10 protein-coding genes are annotated in these 12,581 nt (G+C 45.4%); 6 read left to right on the top strand and 4 right to left on the bottom strand.

What is annotated here, in order from left to right; all coding sequences use genetic code 11:
* Positions 1-240: 240 nt before the first annotated feature.
* The 6 genes from recR (at position 241) to FHQ30_RS11040 (ending at position 7,409) form a co-directional block, all read left to right on the top strand.
* The gene (gene recR, locus FHQ30_RS11065; RefSeq protein ID WP_139612192.1) at positions 241-843 is read left to right on the top strand and encodes a recombination mediator RecR; all 603 of its coding nucleotides are present in this window, start codon (positions 241-243) and stop codon (positions 841-843) included.
* A 59-nt stretch (positions 844-902) separates the two neighbouring features.
* Positions 903-1,760, top strand: a complete 858-nt coding sequence (locus FHQ30_RS11060) for a co-chaperone YbbN (RefSeq protein WP_139612191.1) — start codon at positions 903-905, stop codon at positions 1,758-1,760.
* Between the two features lie 99 nt (positions 1,761-1,859).
* Positions 1,860-2,813, top strand: a complete 954-nt coding sequence (gene trxB / locus FHQ30_RS11055) for a thioredoxin-disulfide reductase (RefSeq protein ID WP_139612190.1) — start codon at positions 1,860-1,862, stop codon at positions 2,811-2,813.
* Between the two features lie 60 nt (positions 2,814-2,873).
* Positions 2,874-4,640: a heme ABC transporter permease/ATP-binding protein CydD gene (gene cydD / locus FHQ30_RS11050; protein ID WP_139612189.1), complete on the top strand. Its 1,767-nt coding sequence runs from the start codon at positions 2,874-2,876 to the stop codon at positions 4,638-4,640.
* A gap of 13 nt (positions 4,641-4,653) precedes the next feature.
* Positions 4,654-6,420 carry a heme ABC transporter ATP-binding protein/permease CydC gene (cydC, locus tag FHQ30_RS11045; protein ID WP_139612188.1) on the top strand — a complete coding sequence of 589 codons (1,767 nt, stop codon included), beginning with the start codon at positions 4,654-4,656 and terminating at the stop codon, positions 6,418-6,420.
* Between the two features lie 14 nt (positions 6,421-6,434).
* Positions 6,435-7,409, top strand: a complete 975-nt coding sequence (locus FHQ30_RS11040) for a sigma 54-interacting transcriptional regulator (RefSeq protein ID WP_139612187.1) — start codon at positions 6,435-6,437, stop codon at positions 7,407-7,409.
* A 92-nt stretch (positions 7,410-7,501) separates the two neighbouring features.
* Here the strand turns inward: FHQ30_RS11040 and mglC are convergent, their stop codons facing one another.
* The 4 genes from mglC to FHQ30_RS11020 all read right to left on the bottom strand — a co-directional run bounded on the left by mglC (position 7,502) and on the right by FHQ30_RS11020 (position 12,373).
* Positions 7,502-8,512, bottom strand: coding sequence for a galactose/methyl galactoside ABC transporter permease MglC (mglC, locus tag FHQ30_RS11035; RefSeq protein ID WP_132967174.1), 1,011 nt, complete (start codon positions 8,510-8,512; stop codon positions 7,502-7,504).
* 32 nt (positions 8,513-8,544) lie between these two features.
* The gene (mglA, locus tag FHQ30_RS11030) at positions 8,545-10,083 is read right to left on the bottom strand and encodes a galactose/methyl galactoside ABC transporter ATP-binding protein MglA (RefSeq protein ID WP_139612186.1); all 1,539 of its coding nucleotides are present in this window, start codon (positions 10,081-10,083) and stop codon (positions 8,545-8,547) included.
* A 57-nt stretch (positions 10,084-10,140) separates the two neighbouring features.
* The gene (mglB, locus tag FHQ30_RS11025) at positions 10,141-11,133 is read right to left on the bottom strand and encodes a galactose/glucose ABC transporter substrate-binding protein MglB (RefSeq protein WP_139612185.1); all 993 of its coding nucleotides are present in this window, start codon (positions 11,131-11,133) and stop codon (positions 10,141-10,143) included.
* Positions 11,134-11,374: 241 nt separating this feature from the next.
* Entirely contained in the window at positions 11,375-12,373 is a 999-nt protein-coding gene (locus FHQ30_RS11020) for a substrate-binding domain-containing protein (protein WP_139612184.1), read from the bottom strand.
* Positions 12,374-12,581: the final 208 nt, after the last annotated feature.

Genomic DNA, 12,581 nt, shown 5'->3' with positions numbered 1-12,581 from the left:
GTGCTGTGTTGCTAGTATACTTTATTTTGAATATACAAGGGGCGGATTATATATCCGCCCGTTTGCGAAGTTCGACATAAGTACTTAATCTACAAAGGAAAAGACCAGCATCCAGTTCGGGCGGATATATAATCCGCCCCTACTTTTACCATAAATATTGTGCGTTTTCGCCTTTGTCAGCAGCCTGAATTGCACTTTAAAGTGCGGTTTGTTTATTAAAAATCAGCGAATAAGCTTAAAATGCAAATTAGTCCACTATTGGAACACTTAATGGAGGCGCTGCGTTGCCTCCCTGGCGTCGGACCTAAATCGGCACAACGTATGGCTTACCATCTATTGCAGCATAATCGCAGTGGCGGTATTAATTTGGCGCAAGCCTTGCAGGAAGCCATGAGCAAGATTGGGCATTGTAGTCAGTGCCGCACCTTTACTGAGGAAGAGTGCTGTGCAATTTGTAAAAATCCTCGGCGTCAGCAGAACCGTCAGTTGTGTGTGGTTGAAATGCCGTCTGATATTCAAGCCCTAGAACTGACCGGACAATATTCCGGCCGCTATTTTGTGCTGATGGGACATCTTTCACCGCTAGATGGCATCGGACCGCGCGATATCGGGCTAGACTTGTTACAGCAGCGCTTGCAACAAGAAAACTTTGAAGAAGTGATTTTGGCAACCAACCCCACGGTAGAAGGTGATGCAACGGCAAATTATATTGCTGAACTTTGCCGACAATATGACATTCATGTCACTCGCATTGCCCACGGTATTCCGGTGGGCGGTGAGCTGGAAAACGTGGACGGTACTACCTTGTCACACTCGTTTTTGGGGCGGCGTTCAGTGAAGTAACTTGCAGATGAACAACAAACGCAAAAATAAAGCAAAATTTATATGAGAGGCTCGATAAGATGAATAATAAAGACTACCTGATTGATATTACTGAACAAAATTTTAATGAAGTGCTTCAGCTTAGCCAGCAGTTTCCATTGGTATTCAGCTTTTATATGCCGGGCGATACCGCCTCAGAAAACTTTACCGCACTTTTAGTGCGTCTGGCGGAGCAGCATAATGGCGCATTTGTATTGGTGAAAGTCAATTGTGAGCAACAACAGACCATTGTGCGTCAATTCCAAATTCAAGCGGTACCGACCACCTATCTGTTTAAAGACGGCGCACCGATAGACGCTTTTCCCGGCGTGCTGCCGGAGGAAGAGCTGAAAACCCGCTTGGCGTTGATTTTACCGCGAGAAGAAGAGATAAAATTTAATCAGGCACTGGACTACCTGCAAGCGGAAGATTACGACCATGCGCTGCCGTTGTTGAAAGAGGCGTGGAGTTTGTCGGATCGTAAAAACAGTGAAATTGCGCTGTTGTATGCCGAAACCTATATCGCAATCAAAAATACCGAAGCCGCACAAGAGATTTTAAACCATATCCCGATTCAAGATCGCGACAGCCGTTGGCAAGGGTTACAGGCGCAAATCGAATTATTGATTCAAGCAGCAGACACACCGGAAATTCAGCAACTGCAACAGGATTTCAGCCGTAATCCAAACCCTGAAATCGCCTTGAAATTGGCGTTGCAACTCCATCAAGCTGGGCGCAACGAAGAGGCGTTAGCGTTACTGTTCGGCTTTTTAAAGCAGGATCTCAGTGTAGCAAACGGCGAGTTGAAACAGCAATATCTCTCGATTCTGGCGGCAATCGGCAACAGCGATCCGGTGACCAACAAATATCGTCGCTTGCTTTACTCCTTGCTGTATTAGGGTTTGGATCCAACACAACCAATGGCAACAAATTCAATGGCGAATTGACGGCTTTTCGCTATAATAATGCCATTCAAAAAGAGAAAATGGAGTCAGAGAATGACAGTTAAACATTGCAAATTATTAATTTTAGGTTCCGGACCGGCGGGCTATACCGCAGCGGTTTATGCCGCACGGGCAAATTTAAATCCGGTGTTGGTGACGGGGCTGCAACAGGGTGGACAGTTGACCACCACCACGGAAATTGAAAACTGGCCGGGGGATTATGGCGACACCACTGGGCCGGAATTGATGCAGCGCATGTTGCAACACGCAGAAAAATTTAATACCGAAATTGTGTTTGACCATATCAATCAGGTGGATTTAAGTGTGCGCCCGTTTAAATTGAGCGGCGATACCCAGAGTTTCACCTGTGATGCGTTGATTATCGCTACCGGCGCTTCGGCCAAATATTTAGGGCTGGAGAGTGAAGAGAGCTATAAAGGGCGTGGTGTTTCCGCTTGTGCCACTTGCGACGGCTTTTTCTATCGCAACAAACCGGTCGCTGTGATTGGTGGCGGCAATACGGCAGTGGAAGAGGCACTGTATCTGGCGAATGTTGCCTCTGAAGTGCATTTGGTGCATCGTCGTGATCAATTCCGCAGTGAGAAAATTTTGTTGGATCGGCTGATGAAACGGGTCGAAGAAGGCAAAATCGTACTGCACACCAAACGCACGTTACAAGAAGTGTTGGGCGATGAAATGGGGGTTACTGGCATTCGTGTGCAGGATACGGAATCGCCTCAGACTGAAGACATCAAATTGGACGGTGTATTTGTAGCAATCGGCCATTCACCGAATACCGCACTTTTCGATGGACAACTGGCGTTGAACAACGGCTATATCGTGGTGAAATCCGGATTAGAAGGTAATGCTACCGCCACTTCTGTTGAGGGTGTCTTTGCTGCCGGTGATGTGATGGATCACAATTATCGCCAAGCGATCACGTCTGCTGGCACCGGATGTATGGCAGCACTGGATGCGGAACGTTATCTGGACGCATTGGAAAATTAATCCGTTTAATCGAGATAGAGCATAGCAGTTGCTATGCTTTTGTTTTTTTAAGGACTTTTGATGAATAAGGCTCGGCAGAAAGTCGTTGCCAAGTGGCTGCGTCAACAACAAAAAATAATTAAAGCTCCGCTGTATTTTAATATCCTACTTGGCTGTTTAAGTGCGGTTTTGTTGATCGGACAAACTTGGTTGCTGGCGATGATCTTGGACGGTTTTATTATTCAACAACAACCACGCCAACAATTTCTCAGTGCATTTATCGGCTTGTTCGGCATTTTTGTGGTTCGAGCGATTATTCTTTATTGGCGTGAACGCTTGGGATTCTATGCCGGGCAGCGTTTGCGTCACACCATTCGTCAGCAAGTGCTGAATAAATTAAGTGCGGTCGGGCCGGTCGCCATGAAAATTTATCCGAGCGGCACTTGGGCTACGATTGTGCTGGAACAAGTGGAAAACTTACACAACTTCTATGCCCGCTATCTTAGTCAACAATTTCTATCACTGTTGATCCCCTTGATTATTCTGATTGCCGTTTTCCCGATCAACTGGGTTAGCGCCTTGATCTTATTGTTTACTGCGCCGTTGATCCCAATCTTTATGGCATTGGTTGGCTTGAAAGCGGCAGAAACCAGCCAACGCAACATTACTATACTAGGACGGTTGAGTGGTCAGTTTTTGGATCGCTTGCGTGGTTTAGAAACCTTGCGCTTGTTTGGGCGCACTGAACAGACGCTACAGAGTATGAATCAGGCTGCCGATGAATTCCGTCGCAGTACCATGGATGTACTGAAAATTGCGTTCTTGTCTTCTGCGGTTTTGGAGTTTTTTACCTCGATTTCCATTGCGATGATGGCAGTCTATTTTGGTTTCAGCTATTTAGGACAAATTAGCTTTGGCAGTGGTGGCGTGATGTTAGCGCTATTTGTTGGTTTTTTCAGCCTAATTTTAGCACCGGAATTTTATCAGCCACTGCGTGATCTCGGCACCTACTATCACGATCGTGCTGCTGCGGTTGCGGCGGCGGATGCGATTGAAGATTTTCTAGCACAAGATTTTTTGACGGTGCAAGCAGAACAAAGCGATAACATTATTACTGATCAAACGGTTAGCATTACGGCACAACAACTACAGATTCTTAGCCCACAGGGGCAACCGTTAAGCCAGCCACTGAATTTCACGCTATCGTCTAAACAAAGCGTGGCGTTGATCGGGCAGAGTGGCGCAGGCAAAAGTTCGTTACTGAATGTATTGCTCGGTTTTTTGCCGTATCGTGGCAGCTTGCAAGTCAACGGCATTGAAATACGTGAGTTGAATCTACAGCAATGGCGACAACAAATTGCCTGGGTCGGACAAAATCCCTTGCTGTTGCCGGGTAGCATTCGGGAAAATTTATTGTTGGGCAATCCCAAAGCCAGTGAGCAGCAGTTGCAACAGGCGCTACAATCTGCTTATGCGCAAGAGTTTACTGATAAATTAGGTTTGGACTATTTGATTCGTGAAGGCGGTTTGGGTCTGTCCGGCGGACAGGCGCAGCGTTTAGCGATTGCCAGAGCGCTATTACGCCATGCTAAATTGCTGCTGCTTGATGAACCAACTGCCAGTTTGGATGCGACCTCTGAAAGTGCGGTTTTGAATACGCTGCAACAGGCCAGCCGTCAGCAAACGACGCTTATGGTGACCCACCGCATTGAAGACTTGCAGCAGTCTGACCAAATTTGGGTGATGCGGCAAGGTGCCATCGTGCAACAGGGAACTTTTGCTGAACTACGCCGGCAAGACGGCTATTTTGCCGAGTTATTAAGTGAACGCCGACAGGCAATTGATTAACGGAGAGATTAAGATGCGTACGCTATTGCCTTTTTTGGCGATGTTTAAATATACCGCTTTCCGATTACTGTTCGGTGTTGTGTTGATGATATGTGGACTGGCGGCAAGTGTCGGCTTGCTGACGCTGTCCGGTTGGTTTTTGGCGGCGGCTTCGCTGGCTGGTGCAAATATTTTATTCAATTTTTTCTACCCGTCTGCCGGTGTGCGTGGTTTGGCCATCGGGCGCACCGCACTTCGGTATTTTGAACGGGTTGTGACCCATGATGCGACCTTTCGGGTGATTGCGCGGCTGAGGACGGCGGTGTTTAAACGCTTGATCCCGCTTTCGCCGGCGGTGTTGGCGCGCTATCGCAACAGCGATTTGCTGAATCGGTTGGTCGCTGATGTAGACACGTTGGATAGTCTGTATTTACGGCTGGTCGCACCGTTTATCAGTGCGGCGATGGTGATTCTGTTTCTGTTTTTAGGACTGAGTCTGATTGATCGCTCGTTGGCATCGTTTCTTGCGCTGACCTTATTTGCACTATTGATTTTAATTCCATTGCTATTTTATCAATTAGGCAAAAAATTTGGCGAGCAACTGGTACAAGAACGTGCGCATTATCGGGTACGTTTTCTCGATTGGCTGCAAAATCAAGCAGAATTATTGTTGTTTAATGTTGAAGCGACACAGCGGCAAAACTTGCAACATAGTGAGCAACAATGGCAGCAGTGGCAAGCCAAAGAAGCAAATTTAAGCGGCTTAGCGGCGGCGTTGTTGTTGCTGGGTAATGGCACGATTTTAGTGGTGATGTTATGGCTGGCCGGTGGAACTGATTTTGCCGATCAAAGCTATTTGCGCTTGGCTAATATTGCACTGTTCACCTTCTCAGCGCTGGCTTCATTTGAGATTTTAATGCCGCTTGGCGCCGCTTTTTTGCGCTTGGGGCAGGTGATCAGTTCCGCAGAGCGTGTGAATGACATCATTCAACAGCAACCGTTGGTGTTATTTGACGGGCAACAGTCAGAATTTGCGGATAACGAAACGTTGTTGGCTGTCGAGAACGTGACTTTTACTTATCCGGAAGCGAGCGAATCGGCAACAGCTCAGCAAAGTGCGGTTTCAGCGGCGGTGTTGCAGGGGATCGATTGGCAGGTGACGGCTGGGGAAAAGATTGCCTTATTGGGAAAAACCGGCAGTGGAAAATCCAGTTTGCTACAACTGTTAGTACGCAATTATGATCCGCAACAAGGCAAAGTGCGGTTAGCAGGGCAAGATCTAAGCTGTTATTCGGAAGCTTTTTTACGACAACAATTCTGTTTTTTAAGCCAGCGGGTGTATGTGTTCAGTGCCACTTTGCGTGATAATTTACAACTGGCAAACGGACAGGCAAGCGCGCAACAAATGCTGACAGTGCTGCATCAAGTTGGCTTGGGGCATTTGAGTGAGCAAAGCGAAGGTCTGAATTTGTGGTTAGGTGATGGCGGGCGTCCGCTTTCAGGTGGCGAGCAGCGCCGTTTGGGATTGGCCAGGGTATTGTTAAACAACAGCCCGATTGTGTTGCTTGATGAACCGACCGAAGGTTTGGATCGTGAAACTGAACGGCAAATTCTGAATTTGATTTTGGCACATTGCCGTGATAAAACCTTGATTATGGTGACGCATCGATTGACGGCGTTGGAGAAATTTGATCGCCTTTGTGTCATTGACAGTGGTCGCTTACAAGAGCAGGGTAGTTATGCGACACTGGCAAATGATTCACACAGTTTGTTCTACCGTTTTTTAAACCGCTTGGCTTAAGGGTAAGAGTATTTATGATGTTAAATAAAAACAACGCACAATCGGTATTGCCGCCGGCGGAAATATTGGCTGAAGTGGTCGCAGAAAGCGTTGAAATGCAGCAACTTTTACGGCAATTAAATCAATTTTCTCGTTCAGATGCGCCACTGTTAATCCAAGGAGAAACCGGCACAGGTAAGGATCTGCTGGCTAAATTGTGTCACCAATGGAGCAAACGCCATGCGGAGAAATTTATTGCAGTCAATTGTGCCGGTTTACCGCCGGAGGCGGCAGAACAAGAGATGTTTGGCGACAGTACGCACGGCAACAGCAGCTGTGGTTTTTTTGAATATGCCAATAACGGCACGGTATTATTGGATTCGATCAATGAACTGTCTTTAAGTTTGCAGGCAAAACTGCTGCGTTTTTTGAACGACGGCAGTTATCGTCGTGTCGGTGAGGAGCAAGAGCATTGCGCCGATGTGCGGGTGATTTGCACTTCGCAGAAACCGTTGGCTTATTATGTAGAAAAAGGCGAATTGCGTGAGGATTTATACCATCGTTTAAACGTGTTGAGCCTGAATATTCCGCCGTTGCGCCAACATAAACAGGACATACCGCACTTGGTGGTGTTTTTTCTGGCGAAAATCTGCCAACAATTACAGATTGCGGTTCCAAATTATGATAACCGCTATTTAGACAGCCTGACCGCTTATCATTGGCCGGGCAATATTCGCGAGTTGTATAATCTGCTGTATCGCAGTGTGATTTCGATGGAAGCCGAGCAACAGTTACCGCTGCCGGATTTCAGCGGCAAAGTGAACAGTGCAGAGTGGGTGCTGAGCGAGTATGAAGGCTTAAGTCTGGAGCAAATTATCAATCAATTTGAATCCGGTGTACTCAAACAATTTTATAATGTTTATCCCAGCACTCGTAAACTGGCAAACCGTTTAGGCATTTCCCACACCACCATTGCCAATAAATTAAAACAGTACGGCATCGGCAAGTAGCAACGATTAACAGCTTTTAGTTCAATTAAAAAACCGTACCGAGCTAGAGGAAGAACCCGGTACGGTTTATTTTGCTAGTGCTGCTATTTTACTTATTTTTTCTTCGCATATTTCAAGGAGTCGATGGCGACTGCCAAGATAATGATGCTACCTTTAATAATATATTGCCAATATGGGTTCACCCCGATATAGGTCAAACCGTAGTTAATCACGGTGAAGATTAACACCCCGGTGACTACGCCGATAACTGTGCCGACACCACCGGCGAACGAGACGCCACCAACCACACAGGCAGCAATGGCATCCAATTCATACATAAAGCCGAGGTTATTGGTGGCACTGCCGATCCGTCCGGCTTCCAACATACCGCCAAAAGCGTAGAACATCCCGGCGATCATATAAATCACCACCAAGTTACGGGTTACGTTCACCCCGGATACCCGAGCGGCTTCCGGATTGCCACCGATAGCGAAAATGTTTTTGCCGAAGCGAGTTTTATTCCACATAATCCAAACTAAGATGGTGGCAAGGATCGCATATATCGTGATATAGGAGAGCCTGAACTGCCCAAACCTGAAATACCCTTGCGCAAAGGCTGAGAAAGTTGGGTTAAAACCGGCGATCGGTGAAGAGCCGACCGCATCGTAGTACAGTGAGTTGATCCCATAAACGATGATCATCGTGCCTAACGTGGCGATAAACGGTGTTACGTTCAAGACTGCAATGATGAAACCGTTCATCAAACCAATAATGGCACCAATTGCACAGACCACCAGAATCACCACCGGAATTGGAATTTCGGTTAAATTCGGGAAGACTCGGTTGACGTTATCCATAGCTTGCAGCAAGGTGGCGGAAACTACCGCCGCCAAGCCGACCTGGCGACCGGCGGATAAATCGGTACCTTGTGTTACCAATAATCCGGCGACCCCAAGGGCGATAATGAGTCTGACCGAAGATTGGGTCAGAATGTTACTGAAGTTGATTAAGCTCAAGAAGCTGGAGTCTTGTGCGATGATAATCGCCAGCAAAATCAGCAGAACGAAGTAAATTGCATTTTGTTTCAGGAAATCAAGAGATTTGTTTCTTCCTAATTCAGCCATGATTTTATCCCTTCTCTTATTTTTATAAACGGTTATAAATATTTAGCGGCAAGCTGTAAAATTTCTTGCTGCGATGTCTCTTTGGTATTGACAGTGCCGGCGAGTTTGCCGTTACTCATCACCATAATCCGGTCAGTGATCCCCAATAGTTCCGGCATTTCGGACGAGATAATGATAATGCCCTTGTCTTTTTTTGCCAGCTCCATAATTAATTGATAAATCTCATATTTTGCGCCAACATCAATACCACGGGTCGGTTCGTCCAACATCAGGATTTCTGGCTGAGTTAATAGCCAACGTCCGATAATCACTTTTTGCTGATTACCGCCGGAAAGTGAGCCGATATTGGTTTTATGCGAAGGCGTTTTCACATTCATCGAATCGATAACCCATTGGGTATCACTTTTCATTTTTGCGTTACTGAGTAAGCCGAATTTTGACATGTAAGCTTTAATATTTGAAATCAAGGAATTAAATTCAATATTTAAATTGGAATAAATCCCTGTTGAACGTCGCTCTTCAGTCACCAAGGCAAAACCGTTATTGATGGCTTCAAGTGCGGTTTTGTTGCGCATCACTTTATCGTGCAGTTTGACCACACCGCTCTTTTTCTCACGGATGCCGAAAATAGTTTCGACAATATCGGTCCGTTTAGCGCCGACCAAGCCTGCAATACCTAAAATTTCGCCTTTATGCAGTTCGAAGCTGACATCTTTAATCGAAGGTTGATTAAGTGCGGTCAGATTCTCGACCGTTAAGATCACCTCTTTCGGCTGATTGATTTTTGGCGGGAAGCGTTGAGTTAGCTCGCGACCGACCATCATGGCAACAATGCCGTCCATGGTGGCGCCTTTGACCGGAATGCTGTTAATCCATTTCCCGTCACGCAGCACGGTCACTTCGTCGCAAATTTTAAAAATTTCGTCCATTTTGTGCGAAATATAAATAATGCCACAGCCTCGTTCTTTCAATTTTGCGATGATTGAAAATAGATGGTTGACCTCTTTTTCCGACAGGGAAGAAGTCGGTTCGTCCATAATCACGATTTTGGCATTATAGGAGAATGCTTTGGCGATTTCGATCATCTGCATTTGGGAAACTGAAAGTTTGCCCACTTTCATTTTGGGATCGATATCGATATCTAATTCTTTAAAAATGGCTTTGGTATCGTTATACATCTTGGTGTGATCGACCAATCCGGCTTTAATCGGATAGCGTCCTAACCACAGGTTATCCATCACACTGCTTTGTTTAACCAGATTAAGCTCCTGGTGTACCATCGAAATGCCGTTTTCCAGCGCCTCTTTTGAGGTTTTAAAATTAATTGGTTTTCCAAGAAAAAGGATTTCGCCCTCATCTTTGGCATAGATCCCGAAAAGGCATTTTAGCAATGTAGATTTTCCGGCACCGTTTTCCCCCATCAGGGCATGAACCGAATGCGAGCGCACTGTCAAATTAGCATTGTCGAGCGCTTTTACGCCAGGGAACGTTTTGCTGACCCCTTTCATTTCCAATAAAATTTGATGTTCAGTTTGCACTGATTCAGTTTGTGTGGATTGTTCTGTACTCATATCCAACCTCAAGCGGCAAGGGGGAGGGTGACCCCTCCCCGGATTACAACGTAGTATTTATTTTAAAAAGTTTTCTAAGTTATCTTTGTCAACACCGACATAAGGAATACGAACTACACGGTTTTCCAGTTTCCAGTTGGTCCCTTCGGTTGCCGCTTTGCCGTTTGCCAGATTATCGGACAATTGAACTACCGCTTTGGCTTGGTTGACACCATCATTCAACACGGTTCCGGCGATGGCTCCGGATTTAATCAATTGCAGCACTTCCGGCAACGCATCTACCCCGAATACCGGCAGATTTTTACCGTGAGATTTCGCCGCTTCCAATGCCCCCATTGCCATACCGTCATTGTTAGAAATAATCATTTCAATGTTATTGGCATGCGGACCGGACAACCAAGCGTCGCTCTTATCTTTTGCCATTGCGGCATCCCACATACCGGTATCGATATACAGTTGCTCGGTTGCAATGCCTTGAGCATTGATCTCTTCAATTACATATTTGGTACGCGCTTCCGCATCCGGGTGCCCTGGTTCGCCTTTCAGCAATACATACTGAATTTTACCGTCTTTATTTAAATCCCAAGCGGCATTGGCTTTCCATTGTTTGGCGATCAAATCGCCTTGAATGACACCGGATTCTTTCGGATCGGTACCCACATAGTAGGATTTGTCATAACTATCAATTGCCGCTTGACCAGGGTCTTTATTGAAGAAAACGATAGGAATATCGTATTCAGACGCTTTTTTGATGATGGTCGGTGCAGCAGCAGGGTCAACCAGATTGATTGCCAACACCTTCACCCCTTTGGAGATCAGAACGTCAACTTGGTCGTTTTGAATAGATTGAGCGTTTTGCGAGTCATTCATCAATAATTCAATGTCTTTCAATGCTTTTGCTTCTTTTTCAATTTCTTGGCGCATTAAAGACATAAAGTTGTCATCATATTTGTAAATGGTTACACCGACACGGTTTGCTGCTTGGGCAGAGGTGGCGGCAATACCAAATCCAACAGCCAGTGCGATTGAAGTTAATACGGTTTTTTTCATGGTGATTCTCTCCATCTTTGTTATATAAAGATAAATGCCATCGGGCAATTTCGGGGTCAATGAATAATTGACGGATCAACTGCAACCGATACTCAGAGTATTATCTGCCTATATGCGATAATGTCGGTTGTAAGGATACGCAAGGAAAAGAAAAAAGTATGTGATCCTATTCACATTATGAAAACGATTACATCATTAAATTAAGAAATATGAGGCTCAGATCACATTTTTTTAACTTAGTTTAAATCGATTTCACCGAAAAACGTTTGACCAAAGTCGGATTAAAAGTGACATTTTCAGGTGAAGCAAGGGCTTTATTGACCAAGCTTAGTGCCAATTCAGCTGCATAAGTTGCCATTAAATCAATGGGATAGCGAATGGTTGTCAACTTAGGTACTAAATAATTGGCCAGAGGCATATCATCAAAACCGATCAGCGAAAACTGTTGCGGCACTTTGATGTTGTTTTCATTCAAAATCGACAAGGCACCGGCTGCCATCGAATCGTTATAACACACTACTGCAGTTAAATTTGAATTATAACTCAACAGTTTAATCATGGTTTCCTCTCCGCCTTGATAGTCCGGAGAAGAGTTGGCAATAGCATGTGGCATGATCGGCAAATCATGATCACTGAGTGCTTTCAAATAGCCACTTTTGCGTTCAATTTCATCATTGATCTGATGGTTAGAACCAATATAACCGATATATTTATGCCCATGATTAATCAGCGTATTGGTCGCCAAATAGGTTCCTTTCTCATTATCAAGTGCGATGCAGCGTTGCTCAAAACCGGGAATCGTGCGGTTGATAATCACCATGCCCGGATGGCGCTGCAAATACTCGCTTAACATCTCGTCACTCAAGGCTTTGGAATGCACAACAAGGGCGTTACAACGTTTTTTTAGCAATAAATCAATAGCCTGTTTCTCTTTTTCCGGATTATGATAGCCTATCCCAATCAAAATATTGCGTTGATGTGCGCTGGCAACCTGATCCACTGCCTTAACTAAAATCGCAAAAAAAGAGTCGGTGACATCGGTCACAACCACACCGATGGTATCACTGCTTTGTGTCGCCAACGCTTGCGCATTGGCATTGGGATAGTAGCCCAGCTCCTCCACCGCCGCCAGCACCGCCAGTCGGGTTTTATCACTGATCGACGGATGGGCATTCAAAACCCGCGAAACTGTCGCCACAGATACATTGGCTAATTTAGCAACGTCACGAATTGTTACCATGATTACAAATCTCCTATAAAACAGGAACAGAAAAGATGAAAGCGTTTTCTATCATAGCGCGATTTTTTATTAAATATGTAAGTACATTGCTAAGTATTTTAAAAATTGTGAGCTAGGTAACGGTTTCTTCATCTTTGCTCTGCAATGGGATTAAAGTAAGTGTATTAAAATATGGCTGATTTATATAGTATACTTATCGGATTTAATA

It is taken from the genome of Testudinibacter sp. 'clade 2', assembly GCF_006227735.1.
In the GTDB taxonomy this organism is placed as follows: Bacteria; Pseudomonadota; Gammaproteobacteria; order Enterobacterales; family Pasteurellaceae; genus Chelonobacter.
Note: the sequence above shows the minus strand (reverse complement) of the source record. Positions and strands in the feature narration are given on the sequence as shown.

What these genes read in the sequence shown, in the direction of transcription:
- FHQ30_RS11040 (WP_139612187.1), top strand. Translation starts at nt 6,435, where the DNA reads ATGATGTTAAATAAAAACAACGCACAATCGGTATTGCCGCCGGCGGAA.
- mglB (WP_139612185.1), bottom strand. Translation starts at nt 11,133, where the DNA reads ATGAAAAAAACCGTATTAACTTCAATCGCACTGGCTGTTGGATTTGGT.
- mglC (WP_132967174.1), bottom strand. Translation starts at nt 8,512, where the DNA reads ATGGCTGAATTAGGAAGAAACAAATCTCTTGATTTCCTGAAACAAAAT.
- mglA (WP_139612186.1), bottom strand. Translation starts at nt 10,083, where the DNA reads ATGAGTACAGAACAATCCACACAAACTGAATCAGTGCAAACTGAACAT.
- FHQ30_RS11060 (WP_139612191.1), top strand. Translation starts at nt 903, where the DNA reads ATGAATAATAAAGACTACCTGATTGATATTACTGAACAAAATTTTAAT.
- FHQ30_RS11020 (WP_139612184.1), bottom strand. Translation starts at nt 12,373, where the DNA reads ATGGTAACAATTCGTGACGTTGCTAAATTAGCCAATGTATCTGTGGCG.
- cydC (WP_139612188.1), top strand. Translation starts at nt 4,654, where the DNA reads ATGCGTACGCTATTGCCTTTTTTGGCGATGTTTAAATATACCGCTTTC.
- trxB (WP_139612190.1), top strand. Translation starts at nt 1,860, where the DNA reads ATGACAGTTAAACATTGCAAATTATTAATTTTAGGTTCCGGACCGGCG.
- recR (WP_139612192.1), top strand. Translation starts at nt 241, where the DNA reads ATGCAAATTAGTCCACTATTGGAACACTTAATGGAGGCGCTGCGTTGC.
- cydD (WP_139612189.1), top strand. Translation starts at nt 2,874, where the DNA reads ATGAATAAGGCTCGGCAGAAAGTCGTTGCCAAGTGGCTGCGTCAACAA.